This window comes from Chitinophaga qingshengii, from assembly GCF_014529935.1.
Taxonomy (GTDB): Bacteria; Bacteroidota; Bacteroidia; order Chitinophagales; family Chitinophagaceae; genus Chitinophaga; species Chitinophaga qingshengii.
The window spans coordinates 413642-435074 of the sequence record NZ_JACVFC010000006.1; the positions used below are offsets into that span (position 1 = coordinate 413642).

Sequence of the window (21433 nt, forward strand, 5' to 3'; positions counted from 1 at the left end):
TGTGACCAATCTTAGTATCCTTTATTCTGAACGCATCTGGCGTTCCTGTCTAATTCTGCCTGGAAAATCGGGAGCGCATACTGATTATCAGAACCCCAGGTGATACTGCCAGCCCTGCTTTTTTCATATACTTTCGCCTCATTCAGTCCAAGCCCCCATCTTCTCACATTGAACCACCATTTGCACTCACCGAAGGTTTCCGCCCAGGTTTCATAATACAATGCGTTTAAGGCCAGCTGGTCACTGAAGCCGGGATCAGTACTATTGGGATGCAGGTTCGCTTTAGTGATTTTAGTGCCGGATGCGATAACGTTATAGTCAATGCCCGTCTGGCTTGTACCATCAGAAAGTTCCCAGGCCCTGCGGTGTACCTTATTGATATATTCCAGTGCCTGTGCATCATTATCGTTACCACTCAATTTCCAATAACACTCTGCCAGGTTCAGGTATACTTCCGGTAGGCGGGTAAAGTAAAAGTCGGCGCCATGCATACGGGGATTCTGGCTGGCCTGCACATCATACAGGTTGAATTTGCGGAGGCTCCAGGCATGTTTAATAATATCGCCGCCCTGCTTTGCATTTTGTTGGTATTCACTTTCAGCGCCATTGCCATAAGGTAGTATCGGCACTCTGCTGGTGCTGTTCATCACAGAATCTACCCAGGGCTGATAACCACATACCCATAAACGCGGGTCCGGATCTACCCCATACCGTTTTCCGTTTTTCATATGCAGGCAGGAATCCAGGTAAGACGTTTCTACCGTTCGGCCAGGCGTACCCAGATTTTTTATAACAGGATAATAGTTCTGCGGAAATCCAAAACGTCCCAGGTTTCTGTCGTGCATGTACATATTACCATAGCCCGGTGTTGCGCCGCCAGGGGCGCCATTATCATAGTATGGCGTAAAAATCAGGCTCACAGCAGAAGCCGTTGAAGGGCCCGCCATAGCATTATCACCCGATCTGACGATCGTAATCTGGTGTAATGCCTCGGTATTATTAATTTCTGTATTGGCATACTGTGGGTTACCGTTCCACATATTGTAATAATTCGGGAAACTCATCAATGATTTACCGGAAGACTGTACTACATCCAGGAAAGCATCCCGCGCTTCGCTCCAGCGCTCTTCATACATCAGCGTACGGCCCAGTAAGGTCTCCGCAGCGTAATAGTCAATACGGCCTTTATCCACACCGGCCCATGTTTTCTTAGCGCCGGTGGTGGGATCTTTCAACAAGGCCATGGCGGTTTTCAGATCGGTGATAATATAATCCCAGCATTCCTTTACGGTACTGCGTGGACGCATCTCATCTTCGCGGCTACCGATTTTCACATCGGAGGTAAAGAGAATGATCCCGGGGTTGGTATTATCGCCATTGCCTTTTACCACTACTTCCTGCGCGTATAAATTCATCAGGAAATAATAATGCCATGCACGCAGGTAGTAGGCTTCGCCCAATTTATACCGCAATGCCAGCGTGTCGGCGGCGGATAATGTGTTGCCTTTTTTCTGTTTGAAGTTGGGTACAATCTGGTCAATAAATGTCCGGGCTTGTTGCACGCCCCGGTATAGTCCGCGCCATTGAGCGCCGGAATAGGTATTGGAAGAATTGGGCCGGAGCATCTGTAATTCGTTCCATTCATTGGTGCCCAACCATACGAGGTCGCCCGTATGGTCTATATTGTACATAAACCTTCCCAATCCGGTAAAACCAAATAACTCAACACTATGAATATTGGCATAGGGTGTATTCAGGAAATAATCTACCTGTGCCATACTCTCCGGAAAAATATCGGGATTTAATACATTGTAGGGTTTCGATTCATCTACAAAGTCTTTCTTACATCCCCAGAACAATACGCTCAATCCCAGGCAGCAGAAGAGTTTTATTATATTGCGTTTCATGAATAATCGTTTTTTTGCTGATAAAATGTGTTAGAATCCGATTTCGATGCCGAAGGAATGTGTTCTTGTTCTCGGATACACTTCCGGTGAAATGATTCCCTGTGCAAGGGCGCTGGAGTTAGGTCCGGCAAAACCGGCTTCAGGATCGGCGTATCTTACTTTACTGATCACAAACAAATTCTGTCCGCTGTAATAAACCCTGAGCTGTCTTACTTTGATCGTCTTCAGCAAATGCTGTGGCAGGTTGTAGCCAATCTGCAGATTTTGCAATCGCAGGAAAGAGCCTTTCTGTACATGATAGTCAGAGATTCTCATGTAGTTGCCGTTGGGATCAGACAAAAATGCATTGTTCTTTAAGTAGCCAAACCGGGGTTGACTGGTCAGGCCGTTGCCATACATAAAAGAGCTGTTGAATACTTTGTCTGTTGTATTAAAATCGCTGTAGATACTGGCGAAATAACCGTCCATTCCATTATACACATCGTTCCCATACACGCCATTGAAGAAGCAGGCCAGGTCGAAGCTGCCGTAGGTTAGTCCGATATTAAAACCATACGTCATTTTAGGCAGCGGGTTACCGATAATCGTTTTATCCAGGTCATTGATCTGGTTGTCGCCGTTCAGGTCTTCATACCAGAGGTCGCCGGGGCCGGAACCATCCTGATACCATGCCAGTGCTCCGGAGGCTCTTGCTTTCGCATTCAGCTCATCCATCGTTTTTTGATCAGGGATGATGCCTTTTGTTTTGAATCCATAGAATTGGGAGATCGGTGCGTTCAGCTGGGTACGGGCAACGGCGCCGGAGCGGTATTCTCCGGCGTAGCCGGCATCAATAGGCAGACTTTCACCGCCGAAAGACAATATTTTATTACGATTGAAAGCGGCGTTAAAACCAAGGTCCACACCCAGTTTACCGAAACGCTCCCGGTAGTTGACCGTCACTTCCAGGCCTCTGTTGCGCATCTTTCCTAAGTTCATATCCAGCACATAACTGTCTGCCGAAGAGTGTCCCGCAGCCATACCTGCGCTGGGAGGGAGGCTTCGCTGGTACAGCATATCCCTGGTATCGCGGATGTAATAGTCCAGCGTCAGGTTCAGTTTATTATGCAACAGCCCTACATCTATACCCACATTGGAGGTAGTAACGGTTTCCCAACGAATGCTTTCATTAGCCACACGGCCTATCCCCCAGCCGCTCACGGCGCCGGTTCCGGGCAATTCGTTGAATTGTGTTTTATCGTAGTTGGCAAAAGATGGAATATACACATAGCTGCCTACACCGTCGTTACCCAGGCTGCCATAGGAAACCCGCAGCTTCAGATCAGACAAGGCATTAAACCTGTTTTTCAGGAATCCTTCTTCTGAAATCCTCCAGCCAAGGGCGGCAGACGGGAAATTACCGGTTCGGTATTTCGGGCCAAAACGGTCACTTCTATCCTGACGAAGGTTTGCTTCCAGCAGGTACCTATCCTTGTAGCTATAGTTAACCCTGCCGAAATAACTCAGCATACGCGAGATGCCATAATCCATATCAGCCGAACGGCCGCTGGTATTACCCGGTACATTGCTCAATGCAGAGGACTCTGAAAACCCTACCGGAAAAGCATCCGGGATAGCCGGCATAGAATAGGCAGAACTAATGGCATAAATTGACCCGGCGAGGCTGTCCCTCGAAGACCTTCTGCCTTCCATACCGGCTAACAGTTTAAATTCATGGTCACCTATCTTTTTATCGTAGGAAGCCACGATGTTGCCCACATAAGCTGTCAGCAGACTGCTTTGTTTTCTGAGGTTATCCTGCTGCTGATTGGACTGACCAGATACATACCATTTGCCTTCAAATTGACGCCCCATGCCGGTCACGAAGTTTCCTCCACCGGTAGCACGTATATGCAGTCCCGTTACCGGCTCCACATCCAGGTACAGGTTACCTTCCGCTTCCAGTGAGTTATACCTGCGGTCAATTGAATTCACGTACGTGGCCCAGTTTCCGCCGTTATAATTATTGGTAGGCGGCAAGCCGCCCCAGGAGCCATCGTCATTTTTAGGCCGCATCATGGGTGTTGATCTGAAAGGCAACGCATAGGCCCCTACCTGGTTACCGGAAATCACCGGCGGGTTATCTGAATAGGAGTATAAATTCAGGCGCTCCCCTACTTTTACTCTTTTACCCAGGTCATAATCGCTGTTGATACGCAGACTGTAACGCTCCGACCAGGAGTTGGTCACGATCCCGTCTGCACGCCGGTATCCGGCAGAAACATAATAGTTTTGTTTATCACCGCCACCGCTAACGGAGACGTTATAGTTCTGTTCCCGACCGGTGCGGTACAGGTACTTCATCCAATCCGTATTCACCGATTCATCCCAATCGGCCGTAGGACGGATAGCAGCCCAGGCTTTTTTATAATCCGATACACCGAGTAATTTGGGTAAAAAAGTCCCCTGGCTGAAACCCTGGTTCGCAGAGATATCCACATTCATCCGCTCATTCCGGGCTCCTTTTTTAGTAGTGATCAGAATCACCCCGCCGGCAGCCCTGGCGCCATAAATCGCAGCAGAAGAGGCATCCCGGAGCACCTGGATGTTTTCAATATCCCTTGGGTTGATGTTAAAGCCGGTATTACCAATGGCCGGTACCCCATCGATGACGTATAGTGGCGACATACCGCGGATATTTCCCACCCCCCGGATTACAATAGTGCCGGTTGACCGTGGATCGCCGCTGGCGCTGGTCACCTGCACACCTGCCGCCCTCCCCTGTAAGAGGTTGCCTATACCCGTAACAGCCGCTTTGGAGATGTCTTTTGTATTGACGGAAGAAACGGCGCCGATCAGATTGGCTTTTTTCTGGGTACCGTAGCCAATTACCACAACGTCCTGCAGTTGTTTGGAAGCGGCACTCAGTATCACCTTTACAACGGCATTTTGCCTGGCCACACTCACGGTATGCTCCGAAAACCCGGTACTCCGGACCAGCAGCGTCGCCGGCAGCTTACTGAGTTTAAGGGTAAACTGTCCGTTGGCATCGGTCGCTGTTCCGTTGGAGGTGCCCGCTTCCATCACGGTGGCTCCTGGTATAGGTTCCTGTTGTTCAGAGATCACCACTCCTTTTATGATAGCGGGCGGCTCCTGGGCACTCGCTGCCAAAGTCAGCATCAGCAGTACAATACCCAGTACCATTTTCAATCGTGGAAATGTAATTCCATAAGGGGGAGATAGCTGTTTTAAACAGCCCAAATTCATTTTTTTCATACACGTAGAAATTGAAACTAACGATAGGTAGTCGTTGGGGTGTAAGATATCATCGGGGGATGCTCAGGGGCAAATTAAAGGGGAAATAAAGGGGAGACAAAATGGAGACAAAGTTTTAATTAATTTATAATTAAATGCTTAAACATAAATATTAAAAATACTATTACTTTAATTGATCGGTAAACTCCTGGTTGAATGAGAACAATTGGTTCTTTTTATATACCCTGTGGTGATAGACGGCGCATTGCAATAAGTTCAAAAATTGCCAATATTTTTAGTGTTTTCCCACCCGAAGTGTATGCAATATTAACACACGACCTTTTCTGTATAAATGTTTACCCATTATTAAAAAATAATATACACTATGAAATTTTTCCCGTTCTGTACATTTATCCTGGGCTTATTGTTAAGTATGTCAACCCTCCAGGCAAGGTCCCCTTTCCATACAGCCGATGACTGGATAGACATGGGTGCCACCCATGGCCCGGCACCTAACTTCGATCTCTACTATTATAAATTGCTTCAGCTAAATAACAGTGGAAACAGGTATTCAACGATGCTGGAATTAAGCATTCAGGGAGATGACAGTGGCTTTGATAAGCAAGGTACCTATCAGTTAAGAGTAAACAAGATCGGTACGACAACCGACCGCTTCAACGGTTTAGAAATCCGATGCCTGTCCGGCAACGCGCAGGCAGCAACATTTTATGTGTACAAGGATGCTGTATGGGTCCGGTCAAATTTTAAATGGGGACGCATCTACTATAGGATTACCGCCAATTTTGGAGCTACAGCGCCCATTTCTGCCGCCCCTTTCGGGCAAACTCTCACCGAACCGCAAGGATACGCCACGATGACCAATAGCTTTGGTCTTAAATGTGATTTCATCACAAACCAGTATTACCAACTGTCCTATGAAGATGTGAAAGGTAATGTTAACGTTAAAGGCAAAATAGGAGCGGGAATAGAACCGGCGTACACACTGCACTCTGCTGCCAATAACAATCCAGGTGCTGCATCTGCTTTGCTCTGGGGCCAATACGTTGGCGCTATCGTCGGCACATCGAATGCTCCTGCTTCGGCATATGCTTTCTCTGTTACGAATAACATAAACGCAGACGGCACAGCAGCCAGCGGAGGCCTAAAGCATTTATTCTACGTTAGAGGCGATGGAAACGTGGGCATTGGTACCAGTCAGCCTAAAGCCAAATTAGCCGTCAATGGCGATATTTTTGCACACCGGCTAAAAATTACCCTCAGCGATTGGCCCGATTTTGTTTTTGAGAAAAACTATGCTTTGCCTTCTTTGCAGGAACTGGAACAATTTATTGCGGAAAACAAACATTTACCTGGTATTCCTTCCGAGAAGGAGGTACTTAGGGATGGCCTGGATGTTGGCGCGTTAAACAGCCGGCTTTTACAAAAAATTGAAGAGCTGACACTTTATATTATCGAGCTCAGGAAAGAAAGTGAGAATCAGGCTAAGCGAATAAATCAGCTTGAAATGCTGCGGTCCGGAAGGTAGTCCGCAGGCACACAGTCTTTAATATATATAAAGCCCCCGGCGGGGCTTTATATATATTAAAGACTTCAACTACCCGCTATCAATAGCTCAGGAATGTTTTGTTGCCTGTGATGCAGTTTTATCCGACTTCCCGCCATCTATCCTGAAAAGCCGCCTCCAATACACCTACATGAGTATTTTTCGAATATTATCCTTAAATTATATAGCATTAAACCCGGGCCCCTGTTGTAGCTGTAAAAGAAGTGGGCAGTAGCAGTATTCAGAAGATATACCCTATTAGCATATTGTTAATCAATTCATCACCCAAATCCACACTCCCATGAAAATGTATCGATTCATTCCCGCTATTGCACTGGTATTATTTTCCTGTAATAAATCCGCCCAAATGGAGGTTCAAAAAAAAGCAGATCCTCCTGCCCGGGTCGAGTTAATCAATCAGCCCGCTCTGTTGAACACGGAAATAACAGACTTTTATCTGGACTATACTTATACCACCGGCTATGGAGTAGCCACTGTGCATTTCACGAATAACACAGATAATGCAGCTCTTTTTCAAATCGAATTAAAAAGCGGCTCCAGTACCCTCGGTTGGCAAACTGCCAATGTGAGTGCCAATTCAGGTGTTTACATTGGTTTTACGGTATCGGTAACCAGTGGCACCCTCACCGCTAAAGTGACCAAAGGCACTACCACTGTTTCCACCAGCTGCAGTATCTATAACGCCACCACCAACCCAAGTAATCCTACCTACAAGGCTACCGCTTTAGCCACCAATCCGGTATTTACATTAAAATACTATACCAATCCAACTAACATGTGGAAATATTGTACCCCGGAACTCACCTGGACAGCCTTCTCCAACGTTATCCCCAATACTTCGGATATGATCTATGCAGCAGTCAGGTATCCCAGTACAGGAGGTAGTTGTTTATATCCGCAATACCTGTCGAATGATGTAAGAATAGAAAAAATTTCCTTCAATAGTGTCAGCAATGAAATCTACATATGCAAGCCTGATTGGGTGGAATATACGTGGAGCAAAAAACAATTTACAACGGATACAGCTAAATGGACACGGGTTTATATATCGTGGTGATAAGTGTATTTCTATAAATAGTTTGGACTACTAGTTAGTAGTCCAAACTGTATCCATACCAAAAAACAGGGCGGCTTAAAAGTAAACAGAATCGTTAATTTTAAGCTACTAAAGCATGAAAAAGAGCGCATTTACCGAGACACAGATTATCAATCTGATCAAAGAGTACGAAGCCGGCCGGGACGTAACCGGGATTTGCCGGGAAAAGGGTATTTCTAAGGCTACCTTCTACAACTGGCGGAAGAAATACAGCGGCATGGAATCCCATGAGTTGAAGCGGTTAAAGGAGTTGGAAGCAGAGAATGCCCGGTTGAAGAAGATGTATGCAGACCTGAGCCTTGATCATATCATGCTTAAAGATGTCCTTTCAAAAAAGTTCTAAAGCCCTGCGTAAAAAAGGAACGAGCCAGGCATTTGATCCGGGAATACAAGGTAAGCACCGGCAGGGCGTGTAAAGTAGTGGGACCTGGCTCGATCTATGTTTTATTACAAACACCAAAAGGACGATACAGAGGTGATCAACAAGCTGGAAATGCTGGTTAAAGAACTGCCTGCGAGAGGTTTTGAGGACTATTTTGGCAGGATCCGCAACGAAGGATATCCCTGGAACCATAAGCGCGTACGGCGGGTTTATCGATTAATGAAGCTAAATATCCCGCGCCGGCATAAGCGGCGGATTCCAGCTCGTGTAAAGGAGCCATTGACCGTTCCATGCGGATTGAACCATTGTTGGAGCGCTGATTTCATGAGCGATACCCTGGTATATGGGCGAAAGGTCAGGACACTGAATGTAATAGACGACTATAACTGGGAAGTATTGGCCGTAGAACCAGACTTCTCCATGCCTGCTGAACGCGTTATTGCTATCTTGGATCAGGTCGTCGCAAGGAGAGGAAAACCCCAGGTAATCCGGGTGGATAATGGACCAGAATATTGCGCCAGAGCCTTCACACAATGGTGCGAAAAGAATAATATCCGTATTAAGTATATCCAACAGGCAAGCCTATGCAGAACGCGTATATCGAGCGGCTTAACCGCTTGTTCAGAGAAGATATCCTTGATTCCTATTTGTTCGAAGACCTGGAAGGAATGCGGCTATTGGCTGACGAGTGGATGGATGACTATAACCGGAACCATCCCCATTCTGCCTTGGGAGGCCTATCTCCTTTGGCCTATATCAAAAGCCCGGAAAGCAAACGGGCTTGAGGGTAAAAATTAGAAATTCGCTGTCCTAAAAATGGTATGGCTTCAGTATGGCTTTAAATTAAAGTAAAGATTGACATGTCTCAAACAATCCAAATAAAGCAAAACCACCAGGCATATAAAAAGCCCCATTAGCGGGGCTTTTATATGTTTAGTATGAATACGTTCAGTTGTTTATGTCACTTTTATTTACCTTGCAGAAAGTGAAAAGCCTTATTTTACCTGCACATATTTCACTTTGCCATGCGGCATATCCGGAGCCAATATCTGGGATACTTTTTTTCCAAGTCTCACAAAAAAAGATTCAAAATATTTATGGTTAAAGTAGCCGACAATCGTTGAAATAACTATAGTTAAAGCAACGCATGTTGTCATAGACAGTTTGAGCGAAAGCCTTTCGTTTGCTATATACAGCAGTTGCCAGACAATCGGATGCAACAGATATATGGAGTAGCTAGCTTCACCAAGCATCTTCAGAACTTTGTCTATAAATACAGGTACCTGAAGGGTACTTTTATAGAATGACAAACAGATCAAAAAACTTAGCGTTGATAATATTATTCTGTTAATTCCTGCTGACAGATTACTACTTACCGGTGTATAAAGAATGAATACCAACAATGATAGCAACAGAATAGATATTGTCCAGAATTTTGAAAACATATATCGTCTAAAAAACATTCCCATTAAATAACCACTCAGGAATAGAAAAACCTGATTTAATGGGTTTACATACATTTTCCACTGCTCATTATCTGTTAAACTAAGGCTGGCATCCATTTTAAAGAAAGCGAAATACAGAAATATCAAAAGGAGTATAGCAGACAGACAAAAAAATAAGAATTTGCTTTTTTTCGACAGAAAAATAAAAACAGGGAAAAATAAGTAAAAAACAAGCTCATTCCCAATAGACCAAACCCCGACGCCGATATAACTATGCCATTTTAGCACACCAAAAGCTCCTGTCAAATTGAGCAGCAGCCCTGGTAGTGACGGCATCTTCTGATTCAGAATAATAGTTAAAATAATGGTTAGCCATAAGAGAGGGTAAATCCTAAAAAAACGTTTTAGAAAAAATTTTTTAAGATCTCTCGGGGTAAAATTCATGTTGTCGAAGTAGACATAATGCAAGGTAAGTCCACTCAAAATGTAAAAAATACTTACTCCGTAGATACCCCACTTGCCCATAAATGAATCAGGAGAAAAACCTCCAAATCCCCAGGTAAAACAATGGTAGATCATAATTCCAAACGCGGCTATCCCGCGCAAATAATCCAGGCTATCTACCCTTTTTACATTTTTCACATTCATATCAGACATAGATACAGTTGCTGGTATGGGAACTTTCCCTTTAAGTAAAGAATAATTGCGACTAATATAGTACTATTTTATCTATATCTCTACCGTTGTCATTTTACTTTTGACAGGAACTTTCCTTCAGGGGTTTTGTTCCTCACAAAGACCGTTGAACTCACTCCCTGGCGTCTTTTTGTCAAGTCAATCTGCTTTATTATTTTTGAAAGAAATTATCATGTCATGTATTCCCGCCGCCTGTTTCTGCAGAATGTTTTCTTATTCTCCGGGTTACTAGCAGCCTGCAGAAAAAAAGATTCAGTACAAATGGATGATAATTTGCTGGAGCATAATTTCGATCAGAAAATTTCTTTTAAACAAGATTGTAAGCTACTCTTTATTGGTGATTCCATCACCGATGCTAAACGAGACAGAACTATTTTAACTCCCAATGACATGAATGGTCTTGGGAATGGTTATGTAAAAGAAGTTGCCATTGCATTATTCCAAAAGCCAGCGTTTGAAAAAGGTGCTATTTACAATCGTGGAATCGGTGGCAACACCATCGCAGATCTGGTTAACCGATGGGATAGCGATGCTATTGAACTAAGACCTGATGTTGTTAGTATTCTGATCGGAGTCAACGATATCAGACGGGGTAACCCATCTGATTACTACTACAAGTATTATCGAAGTATCTTGTCCAAAATCAAACAGTCATTGCCCCATACTTCTATTATTTTATGTGAACCTTTTATTCTTCCTAATATCCAGGGATATGACAATTTCAAGCAAAATTTTCTGGATTACAGGAAGGTTGTTCGAAAATTAGCCATAGAATTTAATACTTTCTTTGTTCCCTATTTCAGCGCTTTTGAATCCAGCTCACAAACAACTGCCGCGTCTAACTTATTGTACGATGGCATACACCCCACAAATCTGGGAATTACTATCCTTAAAGATAAATGGCTAGGGATTTGTATGTTCTAAAACAAAAATGTGACTGAACAGGGTATTCCAACTATCTTGCTATGAATGCTTTGTGTTATTTATGCCACTTTACTTCCCGATACAAAATTTACTAAATATATAATCCAACCTATCTTCATTCGTCACTTCCCCTGTGATCTCACCGAGGTAATGCAAACTACGGCGTATATCCAGTGCCAGCAGGTCTCCCGGCAATCCGTTATCCATGCCGTTTCTCACATCTGACAACGACTGCAGCACTTCCTGCAGCGCCACATGGTGGCGGGCATTGGTGATAATGGTATCTTCTGTATTAATATCTCCGGTCATTACTTTCTGTACCAGTTTATCTTTCAGTTCCTGGATATGTTGATGATTTTTAGCGGAGATAAATAAGATAGGCAATCCTTCGAATTTAGTCCGGGTAGCGGCTTCGCCGGTAACGTCGGTTTTGTTTCCTACCAGGAGGAAGTTGATTTTATCTGCTTCGAAGGATTGGATTTGTTGCCGGATATCTTCGGCAGAAAGTTCGTTGACATCAAAGAGATAGACTACTACGCCGGCTTCGCGTATTTTCTCCATGGTTTTCTGTACGCCGATGGTTTCGATGGTATCGTGGCTATCGCGGATGCCGGCGGTATCGATGAGGCGGAAGAGGATACCTTCGATGTTGAGTACTTCTTCGATGGTATCGCGGGTGGTGCCGGCAATATCGCTGACGATGGCCCTGTTTTCATTGAGCAGGGTATTGAGCAGGGTGGATTTACCGGCGTTTGGTTTGCCTACGATGGCAGTATTCACGCCATTTTTGATAACGTTCCCCATGCGGAAGGAGTCTATCAGGTGGCGGATAGTGGTAGTAGCGGAGGTGACCAGTTCATATAACCGGGTACGGTCGGCAAATTCCACATCTTCCTGGCTGAAGTCCAGTTCCAGTTCTATGAGGGCAGAGAAGGTAATGAGTTGTTCGCGGAGGGCATGCAGTTCTTTAGAGAACCCGCCGCGCATTTGTTGCATGGCGGTCTGATGCGAGGCTGCCGAGTTACTGGCGATCAGGTCGGCAACGGATTCTGCCTGTGTCAGGTCCAGTTTACCATTCAGGAATGCGCGTTGTGTAAATTCGCCGGGTTTGGCGAGCCGCGCGCCTTCGGCTACGGTAGCTTCTATGATCTGTTGCTGAATATACGGGGAACCGTGACAGGATATTTCGATGACATCTTCGCCGGTATAGGAACGGGGCCCTTTATAGAGGCTTACGACTACTTCATCGATCACTTTTCCCTGGTGTACGAGGCTACCGAAGTGCAGGGTGTGACTGGCCTGCTGTAGCAGGTTTTTACCGGGGAAGAGGATATTGCAGATAGGGAATGCCTGGCTGCCGCTAAGTCTGATAACGGCGATGGCGCCGATGCCTGGTGCGGTAGCGACTGCTACAATGGTATCATCAAATCCTGTTAATTTTCCCAGCATACCGGTATTATTTTTTTAGAAAGGCAAAGGTACTAAAAATCAAAAGCCCCGTTTCAAGTAGCTCGAAACGGGGCTTTTGCGTAATATGTTTAGACAGTACTACTCTTGCAGTGTAAAGCGGATCGGGAGGTTGAACTGTACAGAAACCTGGCGGCCGTTTTGCTTACCAGCTTTCCATTTAGGCATGGTTTTCACCACACGAACAGCTTCTTCTTCCAGACCACCACCTTTTGCGGCGCCTACTGTTTTCACATCTTTGATGTTACCTTCAGAGTCAACCACAAACTGTACGAATACAGTACCAGAGATACCGTTTTCCTGCGCAACGCGTGGGTAACGGATATTTTTGCTCAGGTATTTGGCCAGCGCTTCTTCACCACCAGGGAAGGTAGGAGGTTGCTCTACGAAAGTGAAGATTTCTTCTTTTGCAGGAGCAGGAGGCGCTTCTACCACACCAGTACCTTTACTGTCTTCCAGCAGGCCCGCATCGATACCGTTCGGGTCACCTTCCACAGTTTTAGTGCTGATGGATTTGTCTTTAATATCGGCGTGTTTTGGCGGTTCTTCATCCGGCGGTACTTCGTTATCTTTCTTGATCACCGGCGGAGTGAACTGCACTGAAGGTTTAACCGGCGGCGGTGGTGCCGGCGGAGGGGGTGGCGGTGGCGGTGTCTTCGGATCATCCGGGAGTTTTACGTCCTCCATCTTGATTTCCTGGATCACCGGCTTCGTGTTTTTGTCGCCTTCAGAAGCCTTTACATAATTGGAAATAATGTAAGCCAGAAAGAAGACAACAAACAGTGATACGGTACCCAGAATAGCGTTCCGTACCCGCTTGTTATACTGCTTCCTCAGATCATAAGCCCCATAATCCTTGTTCCTGCCTTCAAACAGGATATCAAGAAAATCGGACTTTAAGACTTTAGCTGAATCCATTGTTAATTGTTAAGTTTTATAGATGGATGCAAAAATTTGATTAATTCCACAAAAGCTATTTAACACCGTTAGCAGCTTCTGTCTGCTTGATCCATGTTTTGTCCTGATCGGAGATATCAACAGTCGCATAACGTTGTATACGGTTGATCGCCATTTCGTCCAGGATGTCCACAAAGTTCGCGTATGTTGCGTCGTCATCAGCTTTAATGATAACTACCACATCTTCCGGTTCACCTTTTGCATTCCTCAGTTTGGCCACATCATTCCTTTTCTTGATGATCTCATCGCGGATACCTCCTTTGTTGGCAAAGGAAGACGCTTTGAAAAAGTCAGGATTTGCAGATGCATTCGGATCCTGAGCCAAACCTTCGTAATAATATACTCTGTTGTCTTTACCCAACAGGATGGTCAGAGCAGTACTTTCTTTTACTTTGTTCTGATCTTTCTCATCCTTGGTATCTTTTGGCATGATCAAGTCCATGGTTTTGGGCTTGCTCATAGTAGTGGTAAGCATAAAGAAGGTAATCAAAAGAAAACCCAGGTCCACCATCGGAGTCATGTCTACGCGTGTAGACTGCTTCTTCGATTTCGTTCCACCGTGTTTCTTTCCACCACCACTACTGCTGGTATCCATTTCTGCCATAGTAGCTCTTTTTTATCGTTTTTAAATCAGCAGCCTTCCAGGTCAGGAAGTAATTGCTACCGTTTACTACTCTTTCTTATGACCTGCTGCCTGCTCCTCTTCCCACGCTGCGGTACCTTGAGGGGCTGCTTTCAGGTTGGTTACCAGGTTGAGCTTCTGAATGTGCTTTGCTTTGAAAGTATCCAGAATTTCCTTGATCTTAGGATAAGGAGTGGCGTTGTCCGCTTTGATACAGTACTTCAGTTTAGCGAAGTTACCGCCCTGCGCTGCATTACCATACTCAATCCAGGCACCTAATTCATTGTTGGCGGAATCGGTTGGGATTCCTTTATCCATACCTTGTTTCTTACGCTGATCTTCACTCATGGACAGGTAAGTCTTCAGGTCTTTAATCGGAGTACCTACGCTGGCGCCGGTGATGAAGTTTTTCATCTCCTTCTCGTCCAGCCCCAGTTTATACTGAGCGTTCAGGTCCTCGATCATTTTTTTTCTTTTAGCTTGGCCGTCCATGCTGAAAAACACTCTGCCATCCTTATCCACCGTGAACAATAGCACATCAGAATCAGGTAAAAGGGTCGTGTTGATAGAAGACGGAGTAACTACTGTTACCGGTTCATCCGGTTTGAACTTCGTCGCCAGCATAAAGAAAGTCAAGAGCAGAAAAGCCACATCACACATCGCTGTCATGTCGATAGCAGTGCTTTTCCTGGGCATTTTAATTTTAGGCATCTCTACTTTTTTTATGGTTTACTTTAAATAGATTCAAAACCGCTGAAATTCCACAAAATTATTTGTGGTTTGCAGCAAAGCTCTGTGTTAAAGTAAAGCCGGACTCGTCAATAGCGTAAGTGATGCTATCGATGTTGGTAGTAAAGTAGTTATACATGATGATCGCGATAGCGGAAGTACCGATACCCAGCGCGGTGTTGATCAACGCCTCGGAGATACCTAACGCCAGCTGTGCAGAGTCTGGTGCACCACCGGAAGACATCGCAGAGAACGCTTTAATCATACCCAATACTGTACCGAACAGACCCAGCAGGGTTGCTACGGAAGCAATGGTAGACAGGAACACCAGGTTCTTTTCCATCATTGGCAGTTCCAGGGCAGTAGTTTCTTCAATTTCATTTTTAATGGTCAGGATCTTCTGATCTGTGTCCAGCTCAGAGTTGGTAACCATTTCTTTGTACTTTTTCAGACCAGCTTTCAGTACGTTACCTACAGAACCTTTCTGTTTGTCGCACTCAGCTAAAGCTGCGTCAACATTTTTGTTAGCCAGGTGATATTGTACTTTACGTACCAGCTCAGAACCGCTGAATTTACCTTTTGCTTTTGACAGATACAGGAAACGCTCAATTACGAAAGTCAGACAAACGAGCAATACAGAAATCAATACCGGTACTACATATCCACCTTTGTAAACAGTACCAAACCACTTGCCAATACCAGAATCAATCGGATGCCCGTCTGGATTATTACCTTGGAAGTTGGCTGGGTTACCTAATACAAAAAAGAAAAACAGAAAACCTATCACTAAGCAGATAGGCACAGCCAACGCCGCGAACAGGTTGGACGACTTTTTAGGTTGATGAGAAGAAGCCTTAGCTGTAGCTGCAGTCACAGTTGTTTTAGTCTCAGCCATGTTGATTGAAATTTTAGTGTTAAAAATTAAACTATTGTTTGTTAGAAGTTACGATTTACAATTTCTCATTGTGGAATGCTTCCCAGCACTCAATTCACTCTTTAATTTACGCTTTAATGAGCGATTCGCAAAGTTATAAGGTTGGCCCAAAAAAACAAGTGCAGCCCAAAAAAACCCACAAAAATTAACCTATCACCACAAAAGCCCACTCACAGGGCTTTTCAACCACTTGTTTTTTGTTTTGAGCAAACACTTACTTCAGCAAATAACCAATAATATGCAGTCCTCTTACTGTTACTGTCCCAAAGATTTGAAAGCGTTTAATTTTTTTCAAAGTTGGACGCACAATTTAAGAAAAAATTCAAATGTTCCAACAGAAATCTTACAAAACTGAGAACATATTTGTTTCCGCGCCAGTCAACACTTTCGGCCTGCGCTAATTGCTTTTAGCTTACCCGCCTGCACACTTTTTTATATACTCACCTCCTAAATCCAACACCATCGCGGGATATCACCGCTCACCTCCATAAAATGCTATATAAAAATATTATATACTATAACAGGAAATGATTACATAAAGAAGTTGGCATGGCAACTACTGTTCAAACTTACGTCTACTCCTTTACCCCCGCTTTTTTCCATTCCTACGCCCTTTCCCGCGCTTATGGATTTTCCTCATAAGTTAATACTTTATGTAGTTACTTGCAATCCCATTTCAAAAAAAAGCGAACGTTACACAAAAACCAATCAATCAAATGAGCACACCACGCTACCTGAAACTGATGGTTGCCGCGGCCGGCATCGCCTGCTTCTGCACCGCTGTTTCTAACCCCGCTGCTGCACAGCGGAAAAAGAAAAACGCCGCTACGCCAACAACCGCGGCCCCTGCAAAAGATACTACCGCTAAACCTCCCATGATCAAACCCGGACCCAAACCCGCGGTAAAACCCTTCGCTGAAGTGATCACGGATAAAGCCACTGCAGATTCCGGCCTGTTCAATATCTATAAACAGGATGACCGCTACTTCTTTGAAATAGCTGACTCCCTCCTCGGCAGAGATATCCTCGTGGTAAACAGGATCTCTAAATCAGCCGCAGGCCTCCGCGCCCAAATGATGGGCTTCTCCGGAGATATCATCGGCGAAAATGTGGTGCGCTTCGAAAAAGGCCCCAATAACCGCATCTTCCTCAAAAATATCTCCTACTCGGAAGTCTCCAAAGACTCCTCACAGCCTATGTTCACCGCTGTGACCAACTCCAACCTCCAGCCCATCGTTGCTGCCTTCGACGTGAAAGCCTTCTCTAAAGCAGGCCACGGCAGCCTCATCGACCTCACGGAGTACATGTCCGGCGATAACGATGTGCTCTTCTTCGATAGCTACGTAAAAAATACACTGAAACTCGGTGGTGCCCAACCGGATAAATCCTACATCTCTGATGTAAAATCCTATCCGATGAACACCGAAATCAAAACGGTTAAAACATATATGCGCATGGGCGGCCCCGCTGGCCCCGGTATGCCACCTGCTCCGGGAGGCTTCGCTACCGTTGAGCTCAACAGCTCCATGGTTCTCCTCCCCGCTGTACCCATGAAACCACGCAACTTCGATCCCCGCGTAGGTTATTTCACCACCGGTGTTACCGACTTCGACGCAGACCCGCAAGGCGTGAAAAAACTCCAGATGATCACCCGCTGGCGCCTGGAACCCAAACCGGAAGACATGGAGAAATATAAACGCGGCGAACTCGTAGAACCACAGAAACCTATCGTGTTCTATATTGACCCGGCTACTCCGGCGAAATGGCGTAAATATCTTATCATGGGTGTCAATGACTGGCAGTCCGCCTTCGAAGAAGCTGGCTTTAAAAATGCCATCATCGCTAAAATGGCCCCCAGCAAATCAGAAGACTCTACCTGGTCTATCGAAGACGCCCGCTTCTCTGCGATCGTTTATAAACCGTCTGAAGTGCCCAACGCCAGCGGCCCGCACGTACATGATCCCCGCTCCGGCGAAATCATCGAAAGCCATATTAACTGGTACCACAACGTGATGCGCCTGCTGCGTAACTGGTACTTTGTACAGGCCTCTCCGAACGACGAACGCGCCCGCAGCATGCAGTTCAGCGATGAACTCATGGGCGATCTCATCCGCTTCGTTTCTTCTCACGAAGTAGGTCACACCCTGGGCCTCCGCCACAACTTCGGCTCCAGCTCTACCTACCCGGTTGAAAAACTGCGCGACAAGGAATGGGTGAAAAAGAACGGTCACGCGGCTTCTATCATGGACTATGCCCGCTTTAACTACGTAGCCCAGCCTGGTGACGGTATCTCCGGCGCTGACCTCTACCCTCGTATCAACTACTACGATAAATGGGCTATCCAATGGGGATATCAGCTCCTGGATGCTAAAACACCGGAAGAGGAAACGCCTATCCTCAATAAAATGACGGTAGCAAAACTGAAAGACAAAAAATACTGGTTCGGTACGGAATCCAATCCGAACGATCCCCGCTCCCAGAATGAAGACCTCGGCGACAATGCCATGAAAGCCAGCGCCTACGGTATCAAAAACCTGCAGCGTATCATGCCTAACCTGCTGACCTGGACCCGCGTGAACAACGAAGGTTATGCCAACCTCGCTGAACTCTACAAGGAAGTGGTATCCCAGTTCGGCCGCTACATGGGCCACGTCACTAAAAACGTGGGTGGTATCTATGAAACACCGAAAACAGTAGAACAGGAAGGTACTGTATACGAATACACACCAAAAGCAACCCAGAAGGAAGCTATCCAGTTCCTCTCCCAGCAACTGTTTACCACTCCTAAATGGCTGGTAAACCAGGACCTGCTGAGCCGTATCGGTGGAGATGGTACTTCCCTGGTATTGTCTACTCAGGCCCCTGTACTGGGCCGCCTGCTGTCTGTCAATACCCTCAATAAACTGAGCGCTTTCGAAGCTGCTCAGGGTGCTGCTGCCTACCAACCGCTGGAAATGCTCAACGACCTGAAAAAATCCATTTTCACCGAAACAGCTACCCACCAGCCGGTTGATGCATTCCGCCGCAACCTGCAACGCTCCTATGTAGACAACCTGACAGCGATACTTGCTCCCGCTGCGCCAAACCCAATGGGCTTTAGCGCACCGGATGCATCCCGCTCCGATGCTGCCGGTATTGCCCGCGCTCAACTCACAGCGCTGAGAACTGACCTCCGCGCCGCTGCCGGTTCCGGTGATGCCATTACCCGCAATCACTACCAGGACCTCATCGCCCGCATTTCCAAAGCATTGGATCCTAAATAACGGTTAAGTATATACGAATTTTTATAAGGTCCCCTTCCGGAAAAACGGAAGGGGATTTTTCGTTTCATCCCCTCCTCTCCCTCTATATATTGTTGCGGAAATTGCTTAATATAGCTTTACCTTTAATTTAAATACAGCCTCAAAAGTGAAAGAGCGTACCAATAAAATAACGATATACGACATTGCTCAAAAACTGAATTTATCCGCTTCCACCGTATCCCGCGCATTGCAAAACAATCCGCTGATCAACGAGGAAACCCGTGAAAAAATTCAGGCTACAGCCATGGACATGGGTTATGTGCCCAACTGGATAGCCTCCAGCCTGCGTAAAAAACGTTCCAACATCATTGGGCTGATTGTACCACGGACGTCTATGTACTTCCAAAGCACGGCCATCAGCGGCATTCAGCACGAAGCCCATAAATATGGCTTCAGCATCGTTATCGGACAATCCGATGAAACCGTGGCTATGGAAAAGGAACTGGCCCATACCTTCTACTCCCTGAGAGTAGATGGCCTGCTGGCAGTAGCGTCCATGTTCACCACCAACTTCGACCACTTCAGTCCTTTCATCAAAAACAATATTCCCCTGGTATTCTACGATCGTGTACCAGTGGACTTTCCAGGCTACAGCATCACCGGAGACGACTTCAAAGGCGGATTCCTGGCTACCGAGCACCTGATCAAACAAGGTTGTAAAAGAATCGCGCATTTCTCCGGACTGCTCACCTGTAACCTTTACCAGCAAAGACTTTCAGGCTATAAAGAAGCCCTCGCGAAATACAATATTCCTTATGACGAGCAACTGGTCTATATCCACAACCTGACCATGGATGCAGCCGGTCAGGCGGCACGGGAACTGTTTGATAAAGGCGATCTCCCTGACGGATTGTTTGCCGCCAACGATAGTTCTGCTGTGGCCTTTATCCAGGAAGCCAACAAAAGGAATATTGCCGTTCCCGGGCAAATAAAGGTGGTAGGTTACTCTAATGACCTATCTTCCCGTATTATCACCCCTTCGCTGACAACCATCGAACAATCGGGCTATAATATGGGACAAAAGGCAGTGGAAACAATTGTTAAACTTATCAACCATGAAGACAGTAGTAAAGTCACCAGGAACTTTGTCTTCCCGGTAGAACTGATCCAACGTGATTCAACCATGATCAAAAAGAAATAAGACGTCACCAACCTATATAACGATATATCCTGCAACTTTATGAAGCAACATTATCTCGCGGGCATATGCCTGTCCGCAGTACTCGGCTTCACGTCCTGTACAAAACACATTTATGCACCCAGTGCCGCCAATGCGCCATTGCTAAAGGAGAAAAATGAATTCAAGGCCAGCATATCTCCTTACAACCTGCACACTGCCTATGCTATTACCAACAATGTGGCCGTGATGGCCAACGGCCAGTATGTGTACCAGGTAAATGCCGGAGAAACGAATTATCCTTCCGATGATCTTTTCGTGAACGGGGATTTACGCGGTGGTATGGGAGAATTAGCGGTAGGCTTCTTTAAGCCGCTGGACCGGAAAAAAAGGATGGTCTTTGATGTATACGCCGGCGGCGGAATGGGAGGCTTTAAAACACTGGCAGCCGGTGCTGACCAGGAGGGCGTTAACAAGGAAGATTACCGGTTGAAAAACAGGTTCTCGAAAATATTTATTCAGCCGAGTATCGGTTTTGTACATCGCGCTTTCGAAGCGGGTTTTACCAGCCGTTTTTCCTGCGTGAATTTTTATGATACCCATATCGGCGCCCACGCTTTTGATAATAAGGAAAATGCTAAAAGTGATTTTCTTCGTATAGCCGACAAACCAACGGTATTTTACGAACCCACCTTTACGATACGGGCTGGTTACAAGTATGTGAAATTTCAATCACAGCTGATGTTTTCTGTTCCGATACGAGATAATAATACCTTGCTCAACTATCCGCTGAACGACTATTTCCAGCCGGTAGTATTTACCATGGGCGTTTCTGTTAATATTGCCCACTGGTATGATAATGTGATAAAAGAGAAGAAAAAGTACTAAGTCTTTCCTGCTTTTTTAGGGAGATGAACAGGCAGGGAGATGATAAACGTCTCCCTGCTGCCGTTTTTGTCGGACAGCTATAAGGTAAGATCATGTGAGGTATAAAAACAAAAAAGCCCTGATGTTTAGAACATCAGGGCTTTTTATA

At 45.6% G+C, this 21433-nt stretch carries 14 protein-coding genes and 1 pseudogene; 7 read left to right on the plus strand and 8 right to left on the minus strand.

Annotated elements, in window-relative coordinates; all coding sequences use genetic code 11:
* Nucleotides 1-11: 11 nt before the first annotated feature.
* On the minus strand, nt 12-1907 hold the full coding sequence (locus tag ICL07_RS31140; RefSeq protein ID WP_188091958.1) for a RagB/SusD family nutrient uptake outer membrane protein: 1896 nt from the start codon (nt 1905-1907) through the stop codon (nt 12-14).
* Between the two features lie 30 nt (nt 1908-1937).
* A complete protein-coding gene (locus ICL07_RS31145; protein ID WP_188091959.1) occupies nt 1938-5162 on the minus strand; it encodes a SusC/RagA family TonB-linked outer membrane protein in 3225 nt (1074 codons plus the stop codon).
* Between the two features lie 364 nt (nt 5163-5526).
* Here ICL07_RS31145 and ICL07_RS31150 point away from each other — a divergent pair, with 364 nt between their 5' ends.
* The 3 genes and pseudogenes from ICL07_RS31150 to ICL07_RS31160 all read left to right on the plus strand — a co-directional run bounded on the left by ICL07_RS31150 (nt 5527) and on the right by ICL07_RS31160 (nt 8989).
* Nucleotides 5527-6687, plus strand: a complete 1161-nt coding sequence (locus ICL07_RS31150; protein WP_188091960.1) for a hypothetical protein — start codon at nt 5527-5529, stop codon at nt 6685-6687.
* Between the two features lie 385 nt (nt 6688-7072).
* Complete coding sequence (locus ICL07_RS31155; protein ID WP_188091961.1) at nt 7073-7783, plus strand: hypothetical protein; 711 nt, start codon at nt 7073-7075, stop codon at nt 7781-7783.
* Nucleotides 7784-7898: 115 nt separating this feature from the next.
* A pseudogene (locus ICL07_RS31160) lies at nt 7899-8989 on the plus strand (IS3 family transposase).
* A gap of 210 nt (nt 8990-9199) precedes the next feature.
* Here the strand turns inward: ICL07_RS31160 and ICL07_RS31165 are convergent.
* The gene (locus tag ICL07_RS31165; protein WP_188091962.1) at nt 9200-10306 is read right to left on the minus strand and encodes an acyltransferase family protein; all 1107 of its coding nucleotides are present in this window, start codon (nt 10304-10306) and stop codon (nt 9200-9202) included.
* A 216-nt stretch (nt 10307-10522) separates the two neighbouring features.
* Between ICL07_RS31165 and ICL07_RS31170 the strand changes: the two genes are divergently transcribed.
* The gene (locus tag ICL07_RS31170; RefSeq protein ID WP_188091963.1) at nt 10523-11269 is read left to right on the plus strand and encodes an SGNH/GDSL hydrolase family protein; all 747 of its coding nucleotides are present in this window, start codon (nt 10523-10525) and stop codon (nt 11267-11269) included.
* A gap of 69 nt (nt 11270-11338) precedes the next feature.
* Here ICL07_RS31170 and mnmE read toward each other — a convergent pair whose 3' ends face one another.
* From mnmE to ICL07_RS31195, 5 genes are all read right to left on the minus strand, one after another.
* Nucleotides 11339-12718: a tRNA uridine-5-carboxymethylaminomethyl(34) synthesis GTPase MnmE gene (gene mnmE, locus ICL07_RS31175; protein ID WP_188091964.1), complete on the minus strand. Its 1380-nt coding sequence runs from the start codon at nt 12716-12718 to the stop codon at nt 11339-11341.
* A gap of 99 nt (nt 12719-12817) precedes the next feature.
* Nucleotides 12818-13654 carry an energy transducer TonB gene (locus ICL07_RS31180; RefSeq protein ID WP_188091965.1) on the minus strand — a complete coding sequence of 279 codons (837 nt, stop codon included), beginning with the start codon at nt 13652-13654 and terminating at the stop codon, nt 12818-12820.
* A 55-nt stretch (nt 13655-13709) separates the two neighbouring features.
* Nucleotides 13710-14297, minus strand: a complete 588-nt coding sequence (locus ICL07_RS31185) for an ExbD/TolR family protein (RefSeq protein ID WP_188091966.1) — start codon at nt 14295-14297, stop codon at nt 13710-13712.
* 66 nt (nt 14298-14363) lie between these two features.
* Entirely contained in the window at nt 14364-15026 is a 663-nt protein-coding gene (locus ICL07_RS31190) for an ExbD/TolR family protein (protein ID WP_188091967.1), read from the minus strand.
* 58 nt (nt 15027-15084) lie between these two features.
* Nucleotides 15085-15939: a MotA/TolQ/ExbB proton channel family protein gene (locus ICL07_RS31195; RefSeq protein WP_188091968.1), complete on the minus strand. Its 855-nt coding sequence runs from the start codon at nt 15937-15939 to the stop codon at nt 15085-15087.
* Between the two features lie 755 nt (nt 15940-16694).
* Between ICL07_RS31195 and ICL07_RS31200 the strand changes: the two genes are divergently transcribed.
* The 3 genes from ICL07_RS31200 to ICL07_RS31210 all read left to right on the plus strand — a co-directional run bounded on the left by ICL07_RS31200 (nt 16695) and on the right by ICL07_RS31210 (nt 21285).
* Complete coding sequence (locus tag ICL07_RS31200; RefSeq protein WP_246485214.1) at nt 16695-19241, plus strand: zinc-dependent metalloprotease; 2547 nt, start codon at nt 16695-16697, stop codon at nt 19239-19241.
* A 145-nt stretch (nt 19242-19386) separates the two neighbouring features.
* Nucleotides 19387-20421 (plus strand): substrate-binding domain-containing protein, encoded by a 1035-nt coding sequence (locus ICL07_RS31205; protein ID WP_188091969.1) that lies wholly within the window; start codon nt 19387-19389, stop codon nt 20419-20421.
* Between the two features lie 39 nt (nt 20422-20460).
* Nucleotides 20461-21285 carry a hypothetical protein gene (locus tag ICL07_RS31210; RefSeq protein WP_188091970.1) on the plus strand — a complete coding sequence of 275 codons (825 nt, stop codon included), beginning with the start codon at nt 20461-20463 and terminating at the stop codon, nt 21283-21285.
* Nucleotides 21286-21433: the final 148 nt, after the last annotated feature.

Coding starts and splice junctions, on each gene's coding strand:
- ICL07_RS31140 (WP_188091958.1), bottom strand. CDS start 1,907: ATGAAACGCAATATAATAAAACTCTTCTGCTGCCTGGGATTGAGCGTA.
- ICL07_RS31145 (WP_188091959.1), bottom strand. CDS start 5,162: ATGAAAAAAATGAATTTGGGCTGTTTAAAACAGCTATCTCCCCCTTAT.
- ICL07_RS31150 (WP_188091960.1), top strand. CDS start 5,527: ATGAAATTTTTCCCGTTCTGTACATTTATCCTGGGCTTATTGTTAAGT.
- ICL07_RS31155 (WP_188091961.1), top strand. CDS start 7,073: ATGGAGGTTCAAAAAAAAGCAGATCCTCCTGCCCGGGTCGAGTTAATC.
- ICL07_RS31165 (WP_188091962.1), bottom strand. CDS start 10,306: ATGTCTGATATGAATGTGAAAAATGTAAAAAGGGTAGATAGCCTGGAT.
- ICL07_RS31170 (WP_188091963.1), top strand. CDS start 10,523: ATGTATTCCCGCCGCCTGTTTCTGCAGAATGTTTTCTTATTCTCCGGG.
- mnmE (WP_188091964.1), bottom strand. CDS start 12,718: ATGCTGGGAAAATTAACAGGATTTGATGATACCATTGTAGCAGTCGCT.
- ICL07_RS31180 (WP_188091965.1), bottom strand. CDS start 13,654: ATGGATTCAGCTAAAGTCTTAAAGTCCGATTTTCTTGATATCCTGTTT.
- ICL07_RS31185 (WP_188091966.1), bottom strand. CDS start 14,297: ATGGCAGAAATGGATACCAGCAGTAGTGGTGGTGGAAAGAAACACGGT.
- ICL07_RS31190 (WP_188091967.1), bottom strand. CDS start 15,026: ATGCCTAAAATTAAAATGCCCAGGAAAAGCACTGCTATCGACATGACA.
- ICL07_RS31195 (WP_188091968.1), bottom strand. CDS start 15,939: ATGGCTGAGACTAAAACAACTGTGACTGCAGCTACAGCTAAGGCTTCT.
- ICL07_RS31200 (WP_246485214.1), top strand. CDS start 16,695: ATGAGCACACCACGCTACCTGAAACTGATGGTTGCCGCGGCCGGCATC.
- ICL07_RS31210 (WP_188091970.1), top strand. CDS start 20,461: ATGAAGCAACATTATCTCGCGGGCATATGCCTGTCCGCAGTACTCGGC.